The organism is Phyllobacterium sp. P5_D12 (assembly GCF_054049495.1).
Genome location: NZ_JBFUMG010000022.1, coordinates 1 through 23,839, shown reverse-complemented (window position 1 = coordinate 23,839; position 23,839 = coordinate 1). Strand labels below are relative to the sequence as shown.

The window sequence follows — 23,839 nt, the reverse complement described above, 5'->3', positions numbered from 1 at the left end:
GAGTGAGGCAATAAGCCTTGTCGAATACTAATGGAAAAACCCTAGCTGTTCAAAACAGTGTCAAACAAGGGGCCGGATGGCCTCCCATTTTGGATGGCCATCCGCTGTTCCTTGTGAATTCCAGCAAGCTGTCACGCAGCTTTCGCAATGTCTTCGCTGTGGTGGATTTCCGTTCCCAGCACTTTGAGGCATTCCCTGATAAAGGCTGCCAGTGCGGTCCAACCCTTGGCGGACACCATCGTGCCATCAACATAGGCTTCTGTCGGCGACAGATCGACGTAAGTGCCGCCTGCAAGCGTTACCTCCGGCTCGCAAGCGCCCAGCGCGCCTACTTTTTTACCGCGTACGACGCCATCGACCGCAATAAGAATCTGCACGCCGTGGCAAATCGTAAAGATTGGTTTCTGCTTATCATGAAAGTGCCGGACGATCGCCTGCACGCGCTTGTCGGTCCGGATATATTCAGGGCCGCGCCCGCCTGCAGCGTAGACGGCATGGTATTGGTCAAGCTGCGCCTCGGCCTCCGAGAAAGTCTTGTTGATAGTGAAGAGGTGACCGAGCTTTTCGGTATAGGTCTGATCTCCTTCGAAATCGTGCAGTGATGTCTTGATCAGGTCGCCAGCTTTCTTGTCGGGGCAGATTACATGCACCGTGTGTCCGACAGCTTCCATCGCCTGCTGATAGACGAAAATTTCATATTCCTCGGTGAACTCACCGGTCAGCATCAGTATCTTCTTGCCTGGCATGATTTGCTCCTCTTGGATGGGTTGAGGCGGCGTGCGCCGCCTCGTTAGTGAAATGTTCAGAACGGTGAATCCGGAAAGTAATACTCCTTCGCGTTCTCCTGGGTGATCAGCGGCGCATCGAGTTTTACCGTTCCGCGCACAGGCGCCTGGCCGACGATGTTGGCGACAGTCATGTAGATTGCCGTCTTGATCATGGCCGGTGGATAAGGTGTTTCTACGGGTGTCATGGCATCGCCGTCGATGACCTTCTTGACGATGTCCTTCATGCCGTTACCCCCGAGCGCCAGTTTGATATCCTTGCGCCCCGATTGTTTCACGGCTTCGAGCACGCCAAGAAGCATGTCGTCGTCATTGGCCCACACCGCATCAATCTGTGGATACTTTGCGAGATAGTCCTGCATTAATTTGAAGGCTTCATCGCTGTTCCAGTTTGCATACTGTATATCCAATACCTTCAGATCGGTGCCTTGGATCGCATCTTGGAAGCCCTTGATGCGTTCGTCATCGATGACGGTAGGGATACCACGCAGGACGACGAGATTGCCCTTACCTTCAAGTCTGTCGATCAGGAACTTTGCGGTGTTTCGTCCCACGGCGATGTTGTCACCGGCAAGGTACAGGTCCTGGATTGACGAGTCATTCAAACCTCGGTCGACGACGGTGATGAAAGTGCCCGCGTCCTTGACAGCCTTGACGGGCGTCGTCAGTTCCTCAGAGGTATATGGCAAAATCACCAGCGCGTCGAGCTTACGCCCTGCCGAGAGATCCTCCAAGGCGCTCACCTGAGCCGACGCTGATGGTGAAGTCTTCACGATGACTTCAACATTCGGAAAGGCGGCGTTGATTTCCTTGGCGGCAGCCTGTGCATGATAGACGATGCCGGCCGTCCAGCCGTGGTCGGCTGCTGGTATCGATACCGCAACAACCTTCTTGTCGGCAGCCAGCGCCTGGCCAGCGATCAGTAGTGCACCCACGGCGGCAGCCGCAATCCATTTCGTAGTAGACATTCTTTCCTCCCAGAAATTTGGACTCAACAATTAGGAACCCGCGCGGTCCAGACGCGGATTATTTCGAAAACCGTTGGATAAGCATGGCGATGATGATGATGACCCCTTGGACACCCGCCACGAGATATTCCGAGACGAAGTCGGACAACACCATCAAGTTGGCAATGAGCTCCAGGATGACGGCGCCAGCGACCGTCCCCCAAACATGGCCCTTGCCTCCACGGAGAGCCGTTCCGCCGATAACAACCGCGGTGATAACCTGCAGCTCCCAAAGTACCCCCGTGGTCGGCGTTGCCGCGCCGAGGCGAGGCACATAGCATATTGCGGCGACAGCGACGCATGTGCCCTGAATGGCGTATGCGATAGTGCGTGTCTTGATTATCGAAATGCCTGAGTAGCGCGCGACATCCTCGTTAGCCCCTACAGCCGCGCATTTTCTTCCGTACTTCATCTTGTAAAGAATGAAGGAGGCGACTGCGGCGACTGCCACCGAGATGATGATCGGCAGCGGTATCCCTGCAAACGTGCCAAAGTAAACGGGGCGATAGGCGTCGCGAAGGCTGCGATCGATAGGGATTGAGCCCCCGTCGGACAAGTAGGTGATCAGCGCCCTGAAGATGCCCATCGTGCCGAGCGTAGCAATGAATGGCTCGATCTTGCCGATTGTAACTATCAGGCCGTTCATCAGGCCACAAAGAAGGCCGACGACAATTGCCACCGTCATTCCGGCCGGGATTGCCAATACGCCCCATTCCGGTGCCATCCTGTTCATGAACAGGATGGTTATCCCGGTAATGAAGGCGGCCATCGATCCGACCGAAAGATCCAATCCTCCAGATGAGATCACGAATGTCGCCCCAACAGCGATAATAGCAATGAAAGCGCTTCGCGTGACAACGTTGCCGAGGTTTATTGCCGAGAGAAAATCCGGATTGATCAGAAACCCGATCAGCATCAGCACGACGAGAGCGACAAAGGGGCCCACATCTGTCCAGCCGATATTCCATTCCCGTTCAGGCCGGATCGCCGTCGAACTCGCTATAATTGTCATTTTCTTCCTCCCACGTTGCCGTCGGCCGCGGCGTCGCTTGTCGCCAGAAGCGCTACATTATGTTCCGTCATAGCGTCGCCCGAGACCTCTCCTCTTAGGCGCCCTTCCCGCATCACCAGGATCCGATCGCAGATACCGATCAACTCCTGCATTTCCGAGGAGATGACGATGCACGCCTTCCCTTCAGCCACTAGGCTTTGAATGAAGGCGTAGATCTGGGCCTTGTTGGCGATATCAATACCCCGCGTCGGTTCGTCGATGACAACGACGGATGGAGTGATGAGCAGGACCTTGGCAAGCAGCAGTTTCTGCTGGTTGCCGCCGGAAAGCTGTCCGGCCTTCACTCCGAAGCTCTTAAGCCGGATGTCATACTGTTCGACCGCGGCCCTCAAGGCATCCTGCTCACGCGATCGCCGCAGGAAAATGCCCGGGTGAAAGCGGGTTAGTGCCGAAAGCGTCAGATTGGGCGCCAGCCGTTCGTGAAGCAAAAGACCTTTCCCCTTGCGGTCCTCCGTGAGGTAACCAATACCGGCATCGAGCACCGCACGAGGCGAACGGATATTGATCGGCTTGCCTTCAAGTTCGACGGTGCCGATTGCCGGACGCAGCCCCATGATGCCCTCGAAGAGCTCGGTGCGGCCAGCGCCGATCATTCCGGCGAAACCGAGAATCTCTGATTTGTGAGCCTGGAACGAGATGTTTTTGGCGAACCCTGGAACAGAAAGGTCACGCACCGTTAACATCGCCTCGCCAGCGGCTTTGGTGCGCTTTTCTGGATAGAGGGCAGCGAGATCTCGGCCGACCATAAGGCGCGCCATATCCATCTGGCTGAGAGTTCGGCCGGGATAGGTCCCAATCTTTTTGCCGTCACGCAGAACCGTCACCTTGTCGGCCAGCCGCTGCACCTCATCGAGACGATGGCTGATGTATAGGACTGCTGCGCCCTGTTCCTTCAGCTGCAGAATAATGGCAAGCAGTCTTTCGACCTCTTCCCCCGTGAGGACAGCGGTCGGCTCGTCGAAGATGACGATCCTGTAGTCGTCCAGAAGCGCGCGTGCAATCTGGACAAGTTGTCGATCCGCCGGCGCGATGTTTCGCACGAGTGCGTTCGGTGACACCAGACAACCGAGTTCGGCAAGTTTTTCCGTCGCAAGACGCCGCATCGTCCGGTCATCTACGACGCCATTTCGCGTCAACTCGCGGCCAAGAAACAGATTTTCCGCAACAGTCAGCGCTTCGGCCAGCAAAATTTCTTGGTGGACAAGAGCAATGCCGGCATCTTGAGCCTGCTCCGGCTTGGCAAACCGAACATGCTGGCCATTAAGCGCCAGTGTTCCGGCGGTCGGCTCGATATAGCCTGACAAAAGCCGCATGAACGTCGATTTGCCCGCTCCGTTTTCGCCGATGATGGCATGGATCTCGCCCGGCAAGATATCGAGCGTAACGTCGGACAACACCGTGACCGGTCCGTATTGTTTGGAGACACCCTCGGCGCGCAGGAGAGAGTGGCGAAGGGGATCGGCTTTTTGCGCCACAACCCTCTCCCCCTCTCTTTCGATGCTTAAGACACTGGACATCTTCCGGTCCTTACTCGAATGCCGGTAGCAGCCGGTCACGCGAACGCTCGAGGTGGATCCGCATCGCGCTCTCGGCACCGGCGGCGTTACCTGCCGCGAATGCGGCGAGCAAGGCTTCGTGTTCGTCCAGCGCTTCCTCTGTCACGCGGGAATGAAACATCAAGCGGAAGATATGGAAGTGCGTGTGCTGGTGGTTGAGCGTCTCCCGGATGAGCTCGTTTCCGGCAATTTCCATAATCTTGTCATGGAATAAAGCGTCTTGCCTTGCGAACGTGGAGTAGCGAAGCCGCTCGTCGGTGTCTTCGCGACGTCCCATCATACCCGCGGCCGTCTGAAGAGCAGCAAGCTTTTCCTCATCCATCGCGGCGGCGGCCCGCGCAGCACTGTCCGGTTCAAGGAGAAGGCGGAGTTGGTAGAGCTCGTCAAACCGCCGCCTGGCGATTTGTGGCGCCGCGCTGTATCCAATCAAATGGGTCTTTACGACCAATCCCTCACCTTCGAGGCGGCCAAGCGCTTCCCGGATCGGTGTTTGCGAAACATTCAACTCTCTAACAAGATTGTCGACTGTAATGCGCGACCCAGGCGCTATTTTCAAGGACATCAACTGGGCGAAGATAGCGTCGTAAACGCTACCCGATAGGCTGTTGGCACGCTGAATAAACCCACTCGGATCTGGCGCATCGGTTAGATTTATTGAATTTCGGTTTTGCATTTTTTGCCTCTTGACATGACCAGTTGCTAACACGATGCTGAACGATGTGCAATACTATATCCTATAGGATTTTATATCGGGAGCCTTTGCGGTGGAAAATATGGGTTTATTGCCCCTCAAAGTTTCGGGAGGACACACCTTTGTAAGCAACGACTCATTGTGTGTTGAGCGAGATCGGATCCAGCGTATCTGCGTGTTGCGGACCTGGGATTCACCGCTGGTTCAAATCGCCCAATGCTGGAGACCAAGCCGTCGCACAACGCGAGAAGGTCGATGCAATTCAGACCCGCGTGGGAGACAATTTCGCGCCTAATCTTTCGATAAATTCTCTGCCAAAGGACATTGACGATGACCCTCTTTGCCGCCATCCGGCTTCCAAAAGAAATCCTGTTCGGCAAGGGACAGCGCCACGCTTTGCCCACCGTCGCTGCGCGACTTGGCAGGCGGGCGCTGATATGCACGGATGAGCGGTTCGCAGGAACCCCGGTGTTCAGCGAGATCTTGGCCGCCCTAAGGAATGCGTCAATTGAAATCATGGTGCACGACCGGGTCCTTCCGGACGTTCCGCGCGATTCTGTCGCCGTTTGCGTGGAGGAAGCGCAATCTTTCGCGCCAGATATGGTGATCGGCATTGGCGGCGGGAGTTGCCTGGACATGGCAAAATGTGCCGCGCTTCTTTTAAGCCACGGCGGCAGCCTTCAGGACTATTACGGGGAGTTCAAGGTTCCGGGCTCGACGCTACCAGTCATCGCCGTTCCGACGACGGCGGGAACCGGCTCTGAAGTCACACCGGTCGCGGTGATCTCCGACCCCGACAGGACGCTGAAGGTCGGCATATCCAGTCCGTATCTGATTGCAGCAGCGGCCATCTGCGATCCGGAGCTTACAATGTCGTGTCCACCGGGACTGACCGCCATCGCTGGCGCCGATGCCCTCACACATGCGATCGAGGCCTTCACTGCGAAACGACGCGGTGCCGATCCCGACTTGGCGCAAAACCACGTCTTCATCGGCAAGAGCGCACTGACGGATCATTTCGCTTTGCTCGCCATCACCCTTCTCGGCCGCAGTCTGGAAGCGGCTTACAGGGACGGCTCTGACGAAAATGCCAGAGCCGATGTGATGATGGGAGCATTAGCGGCAGGCTGTGCATTTGGCACCGCAGGGACCGCAGCTGCCCACGCCATTCAATACCCGGCGGGCGCCTTGACCCATACCGCCCATGGGCTCGGTGTCGCGACTATGATGCCCTATGTGATGAACTACAACCGATCCGTCTCAGCGGCTGAAATGGCGCAGATCGGTTCTGCCCTTGGCCTCGGGCCATGGGAGGAGGCTACCGAAAGAATGGCAAAGGCCGCAATTGAAGAGATCCGCAGGCTCTTTGCCGCTATCGGCATTACTGGAACGCTCGCGGAACTCGGGCTGTCCGCCGACAAGCTTGAGTGGACCGCAGAGCAGGCGCTTGGCATCGACAGATTGATCAAAAATAATCCGAGATCGTTTGATCTCGATGCGATGAAGCGTCTCATTCAAGCAGCCTACGACGGCGACTTAGCCGCTTCAGCAGTCTAAACCCCGAGGATTGAAATGACCCCTGCACAACAGATGCCTCAGCCCGATCGCCAACTGCCAAACATTCAGGCTGCCGCTCGCGGCCTTTATATCGATGGAGCTTGGCGACCTGCGCAGAATGGACGTGAGATCGACGTTATCGATCCTTCCACCGGAACCGTCCTTGCAACGGTTCCCGACGCCACCGTCGAGGATGCTCGCGCAAGCGTCGATGCGGCGTCCGCTGCCGCCCCGGCGTGGAGCGCGACTTCGCCCCGAAAACGATCCGAGATCCTGCGTCGCTGTTTTGAACTGATGACAGAGCGCGCCGAGAAACTGGCGACCCTGATTTCCATGGAGAATGGCAAGGCTCTACGTGATGCGCGCAGTGAAGTTTCCTACGCGGCCGAATTCTTTCGCTGGAATGCCGAGGAGGCCGTGCGCATCACTGGCGAGTTCGGTATCGCGCCATCCGGTGCGAACCGGATCATCGTGGATTATCAACCAATAGGCATATGCCTGTTGATCACTCCGTGGAATTTTCCCGCAGCGATGGCAACACGCAAGATCGCGCCAGCATTGGCGGCGGGTTGCACTGTGATCCTGAAGCCCGCCAGCGAGACGCCCCTGACGGCCTACGCGCTCGCTTCCATTTACGACGAAGCCGGCGTTCCGCCAGGTGTCATCAACGTCCTGACGACTAGCGAGCCGTCCCCATTTGGTGCTGCGGTTCTTGCGGATCCGCGCGTAAGGAAACTCTCATTTACAGGGTCGACTGGTGTCGGACGTCTCCTCCTTGCAGAAGCGGCCAAGCACGTCGTCTCTTGCTCGATGGAACTCGGTGGCAACGCACCGTTCATTGTGTTTGACGACGCCGACCTGGACGCTGCAATCGATGGCGCGATGGTCGCGAAGATGCGCAATGCCGGCGAGGCATGTACCGCAGCGAACCGACTTTATGTCCAGTCCGGCATCTACAACGCATTTGCAGAGGCGCTCACAAAGCGGATGGAAGCGCTCAATGTCGGCGCAGGGATCGATCCGCTGACCGAATGTGGTCCAATGATTACGCAAAAGGCGGTGGAGAAGATCGACCGACTGGTCAATGACGCAAAGGGCAGAGGGGCGCGCGTCCTCTGCGGCGGGGAGACGCCCATACGCACCGGTTTCTTCTACCCGCCAACGGTGCTCGCGGACGTTCCGGCCGACGCGCAAATGGCCCATGAAGAGATCTTCGGCCCCGTCGCGCCTCTCTACCGTTTTGAAACGGAGAAAGAGGCAATAATTCAGGCTAACGATACCGAATACGGACTTGCAGCATACGTCTACACCCGAGACATTGCCCGGGGGTTACGTGTTTCGTCCCGCCTTGAAGCCGGCATGATCGCCTTGAACCGGGGGTTGGTATCTGACCCAGCCGCACCGTTCGGCGGCGTCAAGCAAAGTGGGCTTGGCCGCGAGGGCGGTCAACACCACGGCATTGCTGAATTCATGGAAGCCAAATATATTGCAGCGAGTTTTTAGAGCGGTGGAACGATCATTGGAAACCGACCCGTTTCGCATCCGCGCTCATGTGGAGGACTTCGACACGATCGTCGCAGAGATCGTCGCCGCAAGTTCTGCCACCCGCCATACACTGCCGATGCTGGCAGATATCGCCTACGGAAGCAACGAAAGCGAAACCCTGGACATCTTCTTTCCGGAAGGACCTCGGCAAGCTCGGCCGGTACATATGTTCATCCACGGTGGCTACTGGCGGATGTTTTCCAAGCGAGACTATTCCTACGTCGCCGATACCATCACCCGCGCGGGTGCCGTTGCCGTCATCCTAGACTACGCATTGATGCCGCATGTAAGGTTAGACGTGCTGGTCGATCAGGTTCGGCGAGCCAGGCAGTGGGTGCGCGACCATATCTCGCGATACGGGGGCGATGCATCGCGGTTGACTATAAGCGGCCATTCCGCTGGCGCACACCTCGCAAGCTTTCTGTTCCAAAAGCAGGCCGAGAGTTCTGGCATTGCGGCGGCCCTGCTGCTTGGCGGTATCTACGATCTGAAACCACTGCAGCAATCTTTTCTTCAGGCGGAAATCGGCCTTACCGACCACGAAGTCGCCGCCTTCTCGCCTTTGTCGCATTCTCATGACATACACACAAACTTGGTTGTTGCCGTGGGCAGCGATGAAACACCACCGTTTCATCAGCAGGCGGATGCCTTCACGGCCTCTTTACAGCGACAGGGATTGAACGTTTCCAGGGAAACAATCGTAAAGGCTAATCATATGAGCAGCGTCCGCGACCTCGGCCGCCACGAGACCGTAACCGGCCGGCTTTTGAGCGAACTCATCGAAAGACATTCGTGAGCTATATGTGGTGATCAGGCGGCTCGAAGACGGTTGAGCTCAAATACACGCAGCGGAAGCCAAACTCATTGTCTTCTAACGATGTCGGACAAGCAAGTATTGATGCGAGCTCGCTTAGGATCTGGCATCGCCCTGTGAAAAAGTTTGAGTTGACCGTTTTCAATGGCGAGGCGACACTTGCAACCCGCAGCAAGTCAAGAGGAAAAAACGATGGATGAGCCAGACCGCTGGCGCCACATGGCGAGCGCGCCGAAAGACGGTAGTCGAATCCTCGTAACGATTCGTTCGTCCGAACGGGGGCAGGCAGAAGTCGACCTCGCCTATTGGTCGAATGGTGACCAATTCGGTGCCGAAGGCTGGCGCGCCTCTGATTCCTCACCGGGTAGGGTCGTCGAATATGCCGAGCCAGAATTGAAGTGCTGGATGCCGATGCCCTCGGCCGATCTTAATCGTACTTCTATGCCCACACCCTGGGAAGGCGAAGACGCCGAGCAGCTGGACGGTTCAGGGATTTAAGAACTCGCATCAGCAAAAACGGACGATGCCGTGTTGCGTGAAATGGCCCGGCGCAATGAACCGCTTGGGCGACAAACTATGAAGTGCTAAAATTTTCAGCCGAGAAGAGGCCGTCCGACTGTTTCTCAGTATCTTACGCAGGAAGCGAACTTGCGTGGCGTTGTTTGCGAATCTCGTTCCAGCGATCAGGATCATGACCGTACCATTTGCGGAGCTCGTGCTGGATGCGATCTCTTTCATCCCCAGAGTCAGCGCCGCATCTTTCTTCGAAACGCCTCGTGGCCAGAGACGATGGACGGGAACCCGGGTACCGTCTTCGGCGGCGGCCGCTTCATAGGAGCGCTTGAGTTTCACGTTGTCGGCGCGGATCGGTCATTTCCAGAGCAGAAGATCGAACTCGCACTCGCGCTCGATATTGGAGAAACCACCGTGTCCGTCCGCCAGCCGAAGTCTTTCATTGCGACTAGGTAATGTTGTCAGTTACCCTGAAGAATGAGATCGGCAGCTTTTTCCGCGATCATGATGACGGGGGAGTTTGTATTCCCTGAGACTATGGCTGGCATTATTGAAGCATCCACTACACGTAGTTTTTCCAGCCCGCGGACCTTAAGGCTATTATCGACCACAGCTAGATTGTCGTTGCCCATTCTGCAGGTTCCGACCGGATGAAAGATCGTTGTTGCGATGTCGCCTGCACGCTGGATCAGTTCCTCATCGCTCTGATATCTACGGCCGGGAAGCATCTCTTCCGGCCGGTACTTCATGACGGCCTTTGCCGCCATGAGATTGCGGGCGTGACGGATGGACCTGGCGGCAAGCAGTCTGTCGCCGATCGTCGAGAGGTAATTCGGCCGGATGTCCGGCGCAACACTCGTCTCCGGCCCGGAAATATGCACGGTCCCCCGGCTTTCCGGACGCAGATTGCAAACCGAAACAGTGACGGCAGGGTAGTGGTGCAAGGGCTCGCCAAGGCGATCGGTGCTGAGCGGCTGGACGTGATATTCAAGATCGGGTGTCATCAATGCCGGATCGCTCTTCGCAAAAATGCCGAGCTGGCTCGGTGCCATCGAAAGTGGTCCGGATTGGCGGAAAAGATACTCCAATCCCATCCCGGCGCGCGAAATAAGATTGTGGTAGAGCTGGTTCAGCGTCTTCGCACCTTCGACGCGGAACACCGTGCGAATTTGCAGGTGGTCCTGAAGGTTGCCACCGACGCCGTGAAGTTGATGAAGTGGTTCGATTTCTGCGCGAGATAGGATTGCGGGGTCGCCAATCCCCGAAAGTTCGAGGATTTTGGGCGAGTTGATTGCTCCTGCCGAAAGGATGATTTCTCCCGCGGCAGCTGCAACGCGGGCTTTGCCCCGAAGGCCATAGCGGACACGTGCCGCGCGCTTGCCATCGAACTCTAGGCGTTCAACCTCGGCTCCGGTGACAACGCGAAGGTTGTGCCGCTTGAGAGCCGGGCGCAGAAACGCCTTGGTCGTATTCCAGCGGAACCCGCCGCGTTGATTCACCTCGAAATAGCCCGAGCCCTCATTGTCACCCGCATTAAAATCATCGGTCTTGGGAATGCCTAGTTCTTCCGCGGCATCCCGAAAAGCATCGAGGATGGGCCACGAAAGTCGCTGCCGCTCCACGCGCCACTCCCCGCCCGCACCATGCATGGAAGTGCGCCCGCGATAATTGTCTTCGGATTTCAGAAAATACGGCAGGACATCATCCCAGCCCCAGCCGGTATTACCTGCCTGCCGCCAATTGTCGTAATCGGCGGCTTGCCCACGCATGTAGATCATTCCGTTGATCGAAGAACATCCGCCGAGGACCTTGCCGCGGGGATAGGGCAAGGAGCGGCCGTTGAGGCCCGATTCCACCGCCGTCTTCATCATCCAGTCGGTGCGGGGGTTACCCATGCAGAAGAGATAACCGATCGGCACATGAATCCAGTGGTAGCGATCGCTGCCTCCAGCCTCGAGCAGGAGTACGCGATTTTTTGGGTTCGCCGACAGCCGGTTGGCAAGGACGCAGCCCGCCGATCCCGCCCCTATGATGATGAAGTCATAGACGCCCTCGTCGAGCGCGGCTTCATGGGCATGCGGGTTCACGCTGCCACCTCCGTTGCGGACGCTCCGCTTCCTGCCATGCGCCGCCAGATCGGCGCCATTGCATCGGCGATATCCAGGTAGAGCCGGTAGCGGTAGTCATAGTGGGCCGAGCGCGTTGCGTCCGGCCTGTAGTGGCGGTCAGTTGAAACCATTGCCGCGGCGCCAGCCTCGAAATCGGCAAACATGCCGACGGCAGTTCCTGCGGCGATCGCCGCTCCTAGGGCGCCCGTTTGACTCGAGCGGGCAACCGTGACGGGTACTCCCAGCACATCCGCGAAAATCTGCGGCCAGAGCAGGCTGCGCGAACCACCTCCCGAAAGCACTGCTTCGTCGAACCCGGCGCCTGCGGCCCGCAGGGTTTCGATATGCTGGCGATGGCCGAACGCAACGCCTTCCAGCAGAGCATGGATCAAATGGCCCTTGGTGTGCCAGCCGGCAATTCCATAGAATGCGGCTCGCGCATTGCCGTCCTGCTGCGCACCATAGAGAAACGGATGATAGATTGGATCATTGATCGCTGGCTGCACCGAGGAGGCAAGTTCGCAACACACGTCGAACGGCGAGCGTCCATCCGGCTGCGTTCCTGGAAAGAATTCGCGCACGAACCATTCGAGATTGGCGGCAGATGTAGCGCTGGACTCGATCGCCATGTAACGATCGCGATCAAAGGTCGATGACATGAAGACCGGCCCCTCCAATCGGGGCTGGTCGATGATCACCTGATTGATGCTCCAGGTCCCGGCAATGATCGACGCCGCCCCCGTGCGTGTGACGCCCGAGCCAATTGCCGAAGCGACGACGTCGAAGAACCCGCCTATGACCGGTGTGCCCACGGCGAGACCTGTCTCTGCCGCCGCCGCTTCCGTCACCCTTCCGGCTATGTCAGCACTTTCGATCAGTGGCGGCAGCATATCCATACAGTCACCGAGCCCGAAGGCGGCCATCAGGTCACGATCATAGCGGCGCTCAGTGACATTCAGCAGCCCGCAACCCGCCATGTCGGAAACTTCGCTGACGCGCTGACCGGTGAGCTGATTTACGATAAAGTCCTTGCAGAGGAAGACCGTACCGATCCTACCGAATGTTTCCGGCCGATGGCGTTTGATCCAGGCGAGCAATGTTGGTGTCTGGGAGGGCCAAGGGCGTTGCAGGCCGATGGGATATGTACGATCGCCGACGCCCTCGGCCTGCCATTCCTCGACAAGACCGGCTGCCCTTGTATCGAGCGACTGGATGGCGAGCAGCGGCTGCGCCTGCCGGTCAAGCGCATAGAGCCCGTTGCCATGGCCCGCGCACCCGATGGCTGCGATTTCCCCCGGCTCGATGCCCGCCTGTTCGATACATGTCCGAATTACCAGTTTTGCATTTGTCCAGAGTTCACCAAGCCCACGCTCGACATGTCCTGGACACGGCATGCTGCTATGTCCCTCCTCGGCAACGGAGGCAATCTCGTTGCCCTGCCGGTCGAAGATCACCGCCTTGATGATTGTATTGCCGGCATCCAGCCCCAGAAGATATTTTCCCATTCCGAACCCCTCCTGAGGTCCTTATTCATTCTCAGCCTTGCTGATAGCGCGCGTAGGCGTCCTCGCCACTGGCATCGTCATGGATGATTGCCATGAGTCCACGCACCACGGCACCCGGGTTGGAGTGCTGGTAGATGTTGCGGCCGTAAACCATTCCCATCGCGCCCTGCCGCATCAAGGCTGCCGATTTATCGAAGACGGCGCGCAAATCTTCCTTTCCGCCGCCCCGCACCAGTACCGGGCACCGCGCTGCTTCGACTACCCGGTGAAAATCCTCCGCATTTGTGGTAGGATCCGCCTTGACGATATCGGCGCCCATCTCGCGGGCAAGCCGGGTCAGCGTGACTACCTTGTCCGCGTCGCCATCTACCATATAGCCTCCGCGTTCGGTAACCGGCTGCATGACGAGCGGCTCAATCATCAACGGCATGCCATATTTTTCGCAATCGGCACGCACACGCGAGATGTTCTCGATGCACTGACGGAACAGGTCAGGCTCATCCGGCAGCATAAACAGGTTCACCACCACGCAGGCAGCGTCGAGTTCGATGGCACCGACCAGCGGCTCGGCCTGATTTTGCAGAACAGCCCACATGTCGCGATGGCGGACGGGGTTATAGGGGTTGCCCATGTCGATGCGCATGACGAGAGCCGGCTTTTCCTTGCCTGCCACGTTCTGGAGAAGATCGGCCTGGCCATAGTTCATCTGGATCGCATCCGGAGCCGCGGCAACCAGCGTCCCGACCACACCTTCCATATCCTCAAGACCATCCAGGAAAGATGGTTCATTGCACACGCCGTGATCGATCGCCACGTCGAGGCAGCGCCCGTTGCCGAACAGTCGGTTCATCCGGACCTTGCGGTTGTTTCGCATATCGTACTCCTTGTTCATTGCGTGCTGTAAGTGTTTCAGGGCCGACGCCATGGCGGACGGCGAGAAGATCGAGGAACCGAGACCGTTCGGCAGCCTTGAGTGCCGATGACCAGTGCTTTTCATCTGCGATGAGCTCAAGGGCCACATCCGTCATATCGAGCGACAGTTGTCCGCTGATAGCGAGCGTTGTTCGTCTCAGCAGGAGATCATCGAGATGTTCGACGCATTCATGGCGTATGAGAAACAGCATCTCGCGGATGGAGTAACCGGCGACCGGCACGGGTTCGTCCGCTCCACTGGCTATAAAGCCGGCAATCGGGGCGGCGGCTGTTCCATATCGTTCGAAAAGCTCACTTATGCGTGCTGGCGCAAGGCCCGTTGCGGAAGACGTGCGCGCTATCCAGTCTCCGGTATCCGCCGGGAAAGCGTGCCCGCCGCCAATGGGACGGTCTGCCGTCGTCAGATGGCGGGTTCTCTGCAGACGACCTAGTGCCATGTCCGCAGCGAGTTCTCCAAAGGAGCGAAACGTCGTCCATTTGCCGCCAATCATGCATAGCACCGCAGGAACGCCATCAGGTTCGATGAAGGTGCAAAAATGATCGCGCGGGATACGCCCGGTGAACTTGTCCTTGCTGGCGGGAAGCGGCCTGACACCGGAGAATTGATAGACGATTTCCTCCGGCCGGATTTGAATATCAGGCAACACGAAGGCGAGCGATTGCAGGATATAGTCCCGTTCATCCGGGGTGCAGACAACAATTGCCGGGTCAGCGATCCGAATATCGGTGGAACCAACCAGAACCTTGCCGAGATAGGGAAACAGAATGCAGACACGGCCATCCTCATTCTCGTAGTAGATCATATGGCCATCGAGAGCCTTGGAGAGTTCGGCATTGTCGATAATCAGGTGCGAGCCCTTGGTTCCGCCCATCAGCGGCGCCGGCCGAGTTTCCGGTGAGAACAGGCGGGCATTGGCGATATCGATCCAGCCGCCCGTCGCATTGATGATGAGTGCAGGTTCGATAGCCGTCGTCGTGCCGCCAACAAGGTCCTGCACAATAAAACCCCCGGTCCTGTTGCTTCGGAGCTCAGCATAGTTGAGGGCACGTGCGCCCGGTCCCGCGGACAGCCCGTCCTGCAGCAGTTCGATTCCGATACGTTCCGGCTGCCTGACCCATGCATCGTAGTAGGTTGCCGAACTCTTTATCGCCGGATTGAGTTTGGGCCATTTGGCAAGTGTTCCCCGCCGTCCGCGAAATCGATGCCGAGGCATCAGGGCACGCTTGCGCGTCAGAAAATCATAGATGCTCAGCCCTGCCTTGATAGCGATAGCGCCACGGCGGCTGGGTTTGCGGCCGAGGCCAAGGAAGCGAACTACGCCATTTGCAAGACCGGAGAAGACATCGAAAACAGGAACCATGGTTGGCAGAGGCGCGATAAGATGCGGCGCATTTCTCAATAGCCGATCGCGCTCGACAAGCGATTCCCTCACCAGATTGAACTCGCCGTTTTCAAGATAACGCAGGCCGCCATGCACCATCCGAGACAAGGCGGAACTGGCACCGGAACAATAATCACTCTTCTCCACTAGCAGTACGTTGAGACCCTGAAGGGCAAGCTCACGGAATACACTGATACCGTTGATGCCGCCGCCCATGACACACACGTCCACGTTCGGACTCCGGCGAAGCCCGTCGAATATCTCTTCACGATTCATGATGCAGCCCGTTACCTGTCCATATCTGGAAGTTTCACTGCGATGGCCGCGTCGATGGCCGAAAGGTCTTCTTTGCCGAGCTGGATCGCTCCGGCTTTTGCATTCTCCAGCGCCTGCTCCGGATTACGCGCACCGCACAACGCAAACGTCACGCCTTCCTGCGCCAGCGTCCAGGCGATGACCGTCTGTGCAATGCTGGCATCATGCCTGCTGGCTACCGGCTGAATTGCTTCAGCGAACGCTTGCGCCTTCAGCCTGTTGTTGACCGAAAAACGCGGATTGTCTTTGCGCTGATCATCGCCGGAAAATGTGCGGGCCGGATCGATCGTTCCCGAGAGCAGTCCCAGCGCCAGGGACGAATAGCTCAAGGTCGAAACGTCGTTCTGCCGGGCCATAGGCAGGAGGTCCTTCCCGATCTCCCGGTCGATCATGCTAAACTTTTCCTGGATAGCATCGAGAGAACCGGTTGTGATGTAGGCATCCAGTTCGGCCGCGCTGAGATTGCTTGCTCCAATTGCCCGTATCTTGCCTGAACTGCGCAGATCTTCCAGTGCCCGAACGGTTTCCTCGATCGGGGTCGTGGGGTCCTGCCAATGGGTAATGTAAAGATCGATATAATCCGTGCCTAGCCTGGTCAGGCTGGCATCGACCTCATGGAAAATAGCATCACGTCCAAGATAGCGATGGACCGGCTTTTCATTCTGGTCAAAAAAGTGCCGGCCTTTTTTTGTGTGCCAGACGAGACCGCATTTGGTGGCAATGACCGCTTTGTCCCGCCGCCCTTGAAGGGCTTTACCCACGATCTCCTCAGATCGCCCCAGCCCGTAAGCGGGTGCGGTATCGATCAGAGTGACGCCCGCGTCCAACGATGCGTGAATTGCCGCTACTGACTGCTTTTCGTCCGTCCCGCCCCACATCCAGCCACCGATGGCCCACGTTCCGAGCCCGACCGCAGAGGCTTGCACGCCTGACCTGCCTATCGAACGCACCAATTGATCACCGCTCATGCCATGGCTCCTTCAGCCGCCGCAATATCCAGAATACGCTGTCCAGTCGCTTCATCTGTAACCAGTGTATCCAGATGGTTGCCACGCATGATGCTGAGGATTGGCCGTGCCTTGTTGGGTCCGCTCGCAACACCGATCTTGCTTGGGATCGAGGCGAATTCCCGCAACGTCAGCGACACAAGAGAATCATTGAGGCTGTAGCCGCAAACCTGGCCTCGGTCGTCGAGCAGATGCGCCAGGAGTTCGCAGCTCGCGCCGGACTGCTCTATCGATTGCCTGTCGGTACTGGAGGATGGATGCAAATCATAATAGCTTGAATCGTCGGTCAGGATCGACCCGATGCCAACAAGTGCCACCTTCGCCTCCCGTGCCCGTTTGAATACATCGGCCACCGAGCGCATGTTGATCAGCATCGCACGTTCTGCAGCGCTGTCGGCAAAGAGCGGCGCGTGAATTTGATAGGCGCGTCCGCCGAGTTTGTCCGCCATGGATGTCGAAACATGGTTCACGTCGGTGTAATGCTTGCCCTGAACGCATCCCGTGGCTGGAACAACTTCGACGTTGAATGGACGTTGTGCGTGCAGTCCCGCAACCACGGCACTGACGCCCTTGCCGCCGGTGATGCAGATCGTGTCACCATCGGCGATCTCATCGAGAAGCAAGCGCGCCGCAGCCTCGCCGACGGCCTGAAGCGCGGTCTGCGGATTGTCGGAAACCGTTGGTACGACAACAGCCCGATTAATCCCGCCGAGCGCCAGCAACCGCTCCTCCAGATCAATCAAAGGCTCAACCGGGGATTTGATCTTGATCTCCACGAGACCAAGCTGCCGGCCACGCTTGATCAGGCGGTTCACAGTCGGTTGCGAAACTCCAAGCTGGTCGGCGATCTGGGCCTGCGTGAGACCCTCCAGGAAATGCAGCACCAAGGCCTGATGCATTTGCCGCGCAATAACGATTTCTTCGCGGGGCGCCGAGGACGGTTTTGTGTTCAGTCTGACGATCGTCATGTCAGGAAGCCTTCCGCTTGTGCAGAAAATGATCGATTGAGACGGCACCAAGCAGGATGCACCCCTTTATCATGTCCTGCCAATAGACCGATACATTGAGCAGGACCAGAGAACTGGTCACCACCGACAGCAATGCTATCCCAAGAATGGCACCAAGTATCGTCCCCGACCCGCCATTGAGCGATGCGCCGCCAATGACCGCAGCGGCGATAATGTTAAGCTCCATCCCGACACCGAACGTCGGTGTAGCAGCGCCAAAACGCGACATGTAGATAACGCCGGCAAAACCCGCCAGCGTCGAGCAGAGCACGGTCACCCAGAATTTCACATGGTTTGTCCTGATGCCGGAATAGAGCGCGGCTTTCTCGTTACTGCCCGTATAGAAAACCTTGCGCAGCGCCGTTGCACGCCTGAGCAGGAAGTCGAACAGCACGACAACGGCGACGAAGATGATGATGACATAGGGGAGACCGTGGAAACTGCCCTGCCCGACTGCCTTGAACGCGGGAGGCAGGGTAAAGAGGGAGAGCGGCGTTCCCTTCGTGATGATAAGGCACAGGCCGCGCACGATGACCATGCCGGCGAGCGACGTGATGAAGTGATTGAGCCCGACTACGGTGACGAAAAAGCCCATGACGGCGCCAATCAGCGCGCTTGCGAGAATGCCGATGAGCGAAGCACTCCATGGATCGAGCCCCGCGAGGAACAGCGAGCCCGACAGGACCATCGCGAAACAGACGACGGAGCCTACGGCAAGGTCAATGCCGCCGACAATAAGCAGGATCGTCATCCCGACGACAACGATGCCTTCCACGGAGAAGCTCATCAACATCGCGCGGAAGTTTCCGAGTGTCAGAAAATGCGGCGATGCAAAGCTCATGGCTATGCAAAGTGCGAGAATGATTGCGATCAGCCCTGCCTCCCTCATAGAGCCCAGTCTTTCCCAGGACGGGGCCCGCACGGCCTTTGTCCCCATCGTCTCAGCCAGCATTTTCTCGTCTCCCATACTTTTCTCAGGCGGCATGTTCTGATGCCAGCCGGTTTTGTGCAGTTTGCGCATTGACGCCTGACGCGAGCCGGATAACCGCTTCTTCACTCATCGCTTCCGCATCCAGTTCACCAGCCACCGTGCCTTCGCGGACGACGATCACCCGATCACACAGCCCGAGCAGTTCGGGGAGTTCGGAAGAAATGACGATGATGCCAATTCCAGAGCTGGCGAGTTCGCGCAGCAGCGTGTGGATTTCGGACTTCGCCCCAACATCTATGCCACGCGTCGGTTCGTCCATCACTATCACCTTGGGCTGGACGGCGAGCTGTTTGGCAATCGCAACCTTCTGCTGGTTTCCGCCGCTGAGCGAGGACACCGGTGCATCGACACTGCCCATGCGAATATTCAGTTTTCTGGCGAAGTCGCTGGCCAGCTTTGCTTCTGCCTCGGCGTCGATCAACCCAAGGCGCCCGGTAACCGCGTCCAGGTTGAGAACCGAGATATTCTGGGCGATCGAAAGGTCCAGGAATACGCCGGAGCCCTTGCGATCTTCCGACAGGTACACGAGGCCGGCCTTCACCGCGTCCGCATAGTTTCTTATCGCCTGCGGCTTCCCATGGACCAGGATTTCGCCGCTCGTAATGGCTCGCAAGCCGCAGATCCCTTCCGCGATTTCCGTGCGGCCGGAGCCAATGAGACCACCGATGCCAAGGATTTCGCCCTTCATAAGCTCGATGTTTACACAATCAAAACGGTGATCGTCGCCAAGGGAGCGAATCGAAAGAACCACCTCATGTGATCGCTCCCCGGCCGGTTGCTTGGGTGGATAGAGTTGCGTGATCTCGCGCCCGACCATAAGGCGTACAACGTCGTCAGGTTTAAGATCGGCAACGGGCTCTGTCGACACATGGTGGCCGTCACGCAGAATAGTCACGCGGTCGCAAAGGTCGAATATCTCGGCCATGCGGTGGCTGATATAAATGATCGATATCCCGTTGGTCTTCAAACCGCGGATGATCTCAAAAAGTATGCGCGTTTCCGCTTCAGTCAGTGCGGCGGTCGGCTCATCGAAAATGAGGACACGGCAGTCGAGCGTCAGGGCCTTGGCGATCTCCACGAGCTGTTGGCTGGAGATTGGCAGATCACCCACCTTGCGGCGAACGTCGATTGGCGCGAGCCGGTTCATTACGTCTTGTGCCTTGCGTTCCAGCTTGCGGTAGTTCATCAGCAGGGAACGCTGCCGGCTGGTGGTTGCCATGAAGATGTTTTCCGCAACGCTGGCGTCCGGGCAAAGCGCGATTTCCTGGTGGACTAATCCCAGGCCTAGAGATTGTGCAGCGGCAGGCGATCCGATCTTCACCGTCTTGCCTTCCAATACAATCTCTCCCTCATCCGGTTGCAGAACACCTGCAATGATGTTCATCAGCGTTGACTTGCCGGCGCCGTTCTCACCGCAAAGCGCATGAATCTCACCACGGCTAAGGGAGAAGCTCACGTTCGTCAGCGCCTTCACTGCACCGAAATGTTTTGTGACGTTGCGGATATTCAGAACCGGATTTCGCATGACTCACTCTTCCAACTGGCTTCGCAAGGTGGCTACCCGGACTTGCCGTCCGGATAGCCGGCTGCAATGGCTTATTCCTCAATGCCTTTGGTGCCACGACGCTTGAGGTATTTGTCCCAGAAGAAATCGTCCGCATTCTCGGCGGTGACAATGGAAAGCCCGTTGTCCACGAAGGGAATGCTCATCGGGTTGAATCCTGCACGCTTGGCGTCGTTCATGGGATCGATCAGTTCCGGATGCTTGGCCAGCCAGAGCAGCATGAACCCCATGTAGCCCTGCATGCCTTGATTGGGGTTGATCGAGCCGAAGACTTCACCGGCCTTGATCATGTCAAGGATGTTGGCGTTGACGTCCGCACACATGACGAGAATCTTGCCACCGCTTTCCTTGTTGGCCTGGGCGGCGCCGATGGCCGAGTTCGCCTCCGGCATGAAGACGGCCGCGAGATTAGGATTGGCCTGAACGATACTCATCAAGCCCTGATAGGCCTTCGTCGGATCCTGGTTTGAGGCTGCTCTGCCGACGAGCTTCATGTCGGGCCACTTTGCCTTCATACGGTCGATAAAAGCCGTGACGCGCTTGTCGTGGTTATCCTGCCCGGGATTCTCGAGGACGGCATATTCGCCCTTGCCTCCGAGCTTCGTGGCGATGGCGTCGGCAGCATAGGTGCCCTCGCGTATATTGTCGGACGTGATGAAGGAAATTCGCTTGGAAAGCGGCGAATCGGCCGCGAATGTAACAACTGCCGTGCCCTGACCGATCGCCCGGTTGATCGGCTCTATGAATGGATCCGAGTTCATCGGGTGAACGAGAATGCCGGCAGGATTCTGCGCAAGTGCCTGGTCGAAGCTGGCGATCTGCTTGTTGACGTCATATTCCGGTGTTCCGGTATAGGCAGTTTCGCAACCGAGCTGCTTTCCCGCCTGCTTGAACATTTCATAGACAGGGAACCAGTATTCAACGCCAGAAACCATGACGTTCATGACGTATTTTTCGCCTGGCTCGCAGCGAAACGGCGATTCTTCGGCAGCTTTGGCGGGGGCTGCGGAATAAGCCATGACCAGGACTGCCATAGCAGTTGTGCTTAAAAAAGTGCGCAAGTGTCCTCCTCGAGGCCGAAGCCCCTCCCATTGGTTTCGTGGTGCCTCGCAAGCCGCCACTATTCGTTGTGAAGTCCAGCAATCCTCCTCGAAATGCTGTCGGGAGCAATCAAGCCTAAAAGAAAATCTTTGTCAATATAATTCAGTGCGTGAATTATAATTCACGCACTATGTCCTCCGGGGTTCAATTGGAGCTTAGTCGTCTACAATCCATGGTCGAAGGGAGCCAAACAAACGATGGCTGCTTCGCATGGTGGCGCGCACTGCTGCACGATAGAGTTCCCAGACTACGAATCGCCAGAGGTTCGAATCCTTTCGGGCGCGCCATTTCCCCACAGTCTCCCGATCCAACAGCCCTGGTAGCTAGCAGCGCTTCATGGAACATTTCGCGCCGCATCAAGTTATCTCCTCGCTGCTTGTCAGGAGGACGACACCATGTTTGGCAAATTGTTTACGCGGATCGCCAACGACGTTGCACTGGCTGCTGGCAAGCCGCTTACCTTCATACTCTGTTGCTTGATCGTTGTCGTTTGGGGGGTGACCGGCCCAATTTTTGGCTTTTCCGATACCTGGCAATTGATCATCAATACGGGCACGACCATCATTACATTTCTCATGGTCTTCCTTATCCAGAACACCCAAAACCGCGATGGCGTTGCGATTCAGGCAAAACTCGACGAATTGGTACGCGTCAGCGAGGCTAAGAACGCCTTTATCGGCATTGAGCATCTGACAGAAGAAGAGGTTGAGAAGTTCCGCAAGCAATGTGAAGCCGCTGCCAAAAAGGCTGACAAGGTGTTGGCGGAAAAAACTGCAAACCATTCCGCTCAACGTCGCTCGCCTGCGAGAACGTCCAAGGCGAAAGTCCGAGCCTGATCAGCAGGCAAGAATGTCCAATCGACCCTCAGCGCCTGACGTTTCGCACGGAGGTGATCCATCATTTCGTTGCAAAGCAGCTATGCAAACTTGTCACTGCAAGTTCGGCAGGCTGTCTACTATATGAGCAGCATAATCGAAAAATGATCAAACAAACAAGAACCTACAAGGTGAGTGAAATGAACCTGATCCGCTCTTACAATAACTGGCGCCGCTATCGTGATACTGTCACGGAACTGAACCGCCTGTCCGCACGTGAACTGAATGACCTCGGCATTTCCCGCGGCGATATCTCCTTCGTCGCCAGGAAAGCCGCTTCGGCTCAGTAATAGAATTCGATTAACCTCCGGGGCGTTCCTCCCAAGTCACGGATGGTCTAAAGATCAGTCTCCTCCCAGCTGATCTTTACAAGTAGCACCCACCGCCCCTCCCGCAGTGGGTGTCGTTTTTTGGAAATACTCTTCCGAGCGTTGCGTCCCTGCTTGCTACCCCGTAACAGTCGAATATTGACAGGCCGGAGATACTCATGACAGGCGGCATCCACCACATCACCCTGATCACGCGGAAGGTTCAGGCAAATGTCGATTTTTATACCGGCTTCCTCGGTTTGCGTCTCGTAAAGCGCACGGGCGGTTATGAAGACGCAACCCAGCTCCATCTCCTTTATGGGGACGCATCAGGCAATCCAGGCTCTCTGATTACCTTTCTCGTATGGGAAGATGGTTCGCCGGGCCGCGTTGGTTACGGGCAGCCAAGCGAAGTCTCGCTCGCTATTGCCCCTGATAATATTGGCTTCTGGCTGACACGTGCCTTGCAATTCAACATTGCTACCTCAGGACCAGCACAGGAATTCGGCGAACCGGTGCTGCGTTTACATGATCCCGATGGCGTGATCGTGAAGCTCGTGGGAACCCAAGCCGTAAAGACCGGCGATCTTTGGGTCGGTGGCGACATTCCTGCATCTCATGCGATCAAACACATCCGCGGCGCGACAATACTGACCGAAAAGCCGCAGGAGACATGCACATTCCTTGCAGATTATTTGTCTTACATTTCAGGCGGGCAAACCGAAACGATTACAAGAATGGTTTCGGCGTGCGGCGATTGCATCGACGTTCGCGACGCAACGGGCTTCTGGAGCTCGGCACCTGGAACCGGAACGATAGACCATATCGCTTTTCGCGCTGCGGACATTCCCATTGTAACGGCAACGTATGATCGCTTGGTGGCGCATGGAATGACCGCAACGGCGCTGCATGACCGGAAATATTTCCATTCGATCTACGTTCGCGAGCCTGGCGGTACCCTGCTCGAAATGGCCACCGACGGCCCCGGCATGCTGATCGACGAAACACCCGAAAAGCTTGGCACCCGTCTGTTCATCCCGCCGCATTTCGCTGCGGAGGCTGAAAACCTGAAAGTAGTGCTGCCGCAATTTGGCTTGCCGAAAGAGGAGCGCTTCATCTATCGCGAGCTTCCGTTCATTCACCGGGTCTACATGCCGGATATCACCTTTGGACAAACACTGATCCTCCTGCATGGATCGGGAG

The 23,839-nt window shown here is 57.2% G+C and carries 22 protein-coding genes and 1 pseudogene; 8 read left to right on the top strand and 15 right to left on the bottom strand.

The features are described from left to right. Positions 1-131: 131 nt before the first annotated feature. The 5 genes from ACXJ5O_RS03315 to ACXJ5O_RS03295 are packed head-to-tail and all read right to left on the bottom strand — an operon-like array spanning position 132 to position 5,093. A complete protein-coding gene (locus tag ACXJ5O_RS03315; protein ID WP_457298638.1) occupies positions 132-746 on the bottom strand; it encodes a DJ-1/PfpI family protein in 615 nt (204 codons plus the stop codon). Positions 747-802: 56 nt separating this feature from the next. Next, positions 803-1,753 (bottom strand): substrate-binding domain-containing protein, encoded by a 951-nt coding sequence (locus ACXJ5O_RS03310; RefSeq protein WP_183664061.1) that lies wholly within the window; start codon positions 1,751-1,753, stop codon positions 803-805. A 58-nt stretch (positions 1,754-1,811) separates the two neighbouring features. Next, positions 1,812-2,804, bottom strand: coding sequence for an ABC transporter permease (locus tag ACXJ5O_RS03305; RefSeq protein WP_457298637.1), 993 nt, complete (start codon positions 2,802-2,804; stop codon positions 1,812-1,814). Continuing rightward, entirely contained in the window at positions 2,801-4,381 is a 1,581-nt protein-coding gene (locus ACXJ5O_RS03300; protein ID WP_457298636.1) for a sugar ABC transporter ATP-binding protein, read from the bottom strand. Before ACXJ5O_RS03300 ends, ACXJ5O_RS03305 begins: the two co-directional genes overlap by 4 nt. A gap of 10 nt (positions 4,382-4,391) precedes the next feature. Continuing rightward, positions 4,392-5,093: a GntR family transcriptional regulator gene (locus tag ACXJ5O_RS03295; protein ID WP_457298635.1), complete on the bottom strand. Its 702-nt coding sequence runs from the start codon at positions 5,091-5,093 to the stop codon at positions 4,392-4,394. A 348-nt stretch (positions 5,094-5,441) separates the two neighbouring features. On the opposite strand from ACXJ5O_RS03295, the gene ACXJ5O_RS03290 reads away from it, so the two are divergent. The 4 genes from ACXJ5O_RS03290 (at position 5,442) to ACXJ5O_RS03275 (ending at position 9,525) form a co-directional block, all read left to right on the top strand. After that, positions 5,442-6,668, top strand: a complete 1,227-nt coding sequence (locus ACXJ5O_RS03290; RefSeq protein ID WP_457298634.1) for an iron-containing alcohol dehydrogenase — start codon at positions 5,442-5,444, stop codon at positions 6,666-6,668. A 33-nt stretch (positions 6,669-6,701) separates the two neighbouring features. Beyond that, positions 6,702-8,171: an NAD-dependent succinate-semialdehyde dehydrogenase gene (locus ACXJ5O_RS03285; RefSeq protein ID WP_457298639.1), complete on the top strand. Its 1,470-nt coding sequence runs from the start codon at positions 6,702-6,704 to the stop codon at positions 8,169-8,171. A gap of 16 nt (positions 8,172-8,187) precedes the next feature. Beyond that, entirely contained in the window at positions 8,188-9,009 is an 822-nt protein-coding gene (locus ACXJ5O_RS03280) for an alpha/beta hydrolase (protein WP_457298633.1), read from the top strand. Between the two features lie 210 nt (positions 9,010-9,219). Continuing rightward, positions 9,220-9,525, top strand: coding sequence for a hypothetical protein (locus tag ACXJ5O_RS03275; protein ID WP_457298632.1), 306 nt, complete (start codon positions 9,220-9,222; stop codon positions 9,523-9,525). 9 nt (positions 9,526-9,534) lie between these two features. On the opposite strand, the gene ACXJ5O_RS03270 is transcribed toward ACXJ5O_RS03275, so the two are convergent. Next, positions 9,535-9,879, bottom strand: a complete 345-nt coding sequence (locus ACXJ5O_RS03270; protein WP_457298631.1) for a DUF488 family protein, N3 subclade — start codon at positions 9,877-9,879, stop codon at positions 9,535-9,537. Here ACXJ5O_RS03270 and ACXJ5O_RS03265 point away from each other — a divergent pair. After that, positions 9,817-9,996: a hypothetical protein gene (locus ACXJ5O_RS03265; RefSeq protein WP_457298640.1), complete on the top strand. Its 180-nt coding sequence runs from the start codon at positions 9,817-9,819 to the stop codon at positions 9,994-9,996. The two genes, ACXJ5O_RS03270 and ACXJ5O_RS03265, sit on opposite strands and share 63 nt — an antisense overlap. A 5-nt stretch (positions 9,997-10,001) precedes the next feature. Here ACXJ5O_RS03265 and ACXJ5O_RS03260 read toward each other — a convergent pair whose 3' ends face one another. From ACXJ5O_RS03260 to ACXJ5O_RS03220, 9 genes and pseudogenes are all read right to left on the bottom strand, one after another. Beyond that, complete coding sequence (locus ACXJ5O_RS03260; RefSeq protein ID WP_457298630.1) at positions 10,002-11,627, bottom strand: GMC family oxidoreductase; 1,626 nt, start codon at positions 11,625-11,627, stop codon at positions 10,002-10,004. Further along, positions 11,624-13,153: an FGGY-family carbohydrate kinase gene (locus ACXJ5O_RS03255; protein WP_457298629.1), complete on the bottom strand. Its 1,530-nt coding sequence runs from the start codon at positions 13,151-13,153 to the stop codon at positions 11,624-11,626. The genes ACXJ5O_RS03260 and ACXJ5O_RS03255 overlap by 4 nt, the downstream gene beginning before the upstream one ends. Positions 13,154-13,184: 31 nt before the next feature. After that, the gene (locus ACXJ5O_RS03250) at positions 13,185-14,027 is read right to left on the bottom strand and encodes a class I fructose-bisphosphate aldolase (protein WP_457298628.1); all 843 of its coding nucleotides are present in this window, start codon (positions 14,025-14,027) and stop codon (positions 13,185-13,187) included. Next, positions 14,000-15,744 (bottom strand): annotated as a pseudogene (locus ACXJ5O_RS03245) (glycerol-3-phosphate dehydrogenase/oxidase). Before ACXJ5O_RS03245 ends, ACXJ5O_RS03250 begins: the two are co-directional and overlap by 28 nt. A gap of 11 nt (positions 15,745-15,755) precedes the next feature. Continuing rightward, entirely contained in the window at positions 15,756-16,751 is a 996-nt protein-coding gene (locus ACXJ5O_RS03240) for an aldo/keto reductase (RefSeq protein ID WP_457298627.1), read from the bottom strand. Continuing rightward, positions 16,748-17,758 (bottom strand): sugar-binding transcriptional regulator, encoded by a 1,011-nt coding sequence (locus ACXJ5O_RS03235; protein ID WP_457298626.1) that lies wholly within the window; start codon positions 17,756-17,758, stop codon positions 16,748-16,750. The genes ACXJ5O_RS03240 and ACXJ5O_RS03235 overlap by 4 nt, the downstream gene beginning before the upstream one ends. Before the next feature lies 1 nt (position 17,759). Continuing rightward, positions 17,760-18,749 carry an ABC transporter permease gene (locus tag ACXJ5O_RS03230; protein ID WP_457298625.1) on the bottom strand — a complete coding sequence of 330 codons (990 nt, stop codon included), beginning with the start codon at positions 18,747-18,749 and terminating at the stop codon, positions 17,760-17,762. Positions 18,750-18,771: 22 nt separating this feature from the next. Further along, entirely contained in the window at positions 18,772-20,313 is a 1,542-nt protein-coding gene (locus tag ACXJ5O_RS03225; protein ID WP_457298624.1) for a sugar ABC transporter ATP-binding protein, read from the bottom strand. Between the two features lie 71 nt (positions 20,314-20,384). Then, positions 20,385-21,413 (bottom strand): substrate-binding domain-containing protein, encoded by a 1,029-nt coding sequence (locus ACXJ5O_RS03220; protein WP_224510994.1) that lies wholly within the window; start codon positions 21,411-21,413, stop codon positions 20,385-20,387. A 435-nt stretch (positions 21,414-21,848) separates the two neighbouring features. On the opposite strand from ACXJ5O_RS03220, the gene ACXJ5O_RS03215 reads away from it, so the two are divergent. From ACXJ5O_RS03215 to ACXJ5O_RS03205, 3 genes are all read left to right on the top strand, one after another. After that, positions 21,849-22,289, top strand: a complete 441-nt coding sequence (locus tag ACXJ5O_RS03215) for a low affinity iron permease family protein (protein ID WP_457298623.1) — start codon at positions 21,849-21,851, stop codon at positions 22,287-22,289. Positions 22,290-22,468: 179 nt separating this feature from the next. After that, positions 22,469-22,618, top strand: a complete 150-nt coding sequence (locus tag ACXJ5O_RS03210; RefSeq protein ID WP_112524174.1) for a DUF1127 domain-containing protein — start codon at positions 22,469-22,471, stop codon at positions 22,616-22,618. A 197-nt stretch (positions 22,619-22,815) separates the two neighbouring features. Next, a partial coding sequence (locus tag ACXJ5O_RS03205) for a VOC family protein (protein ID WP_457298622.1) occupies positions 22,816-23,839 on the top strand: 1,024 nt, incomplete at its 3' end.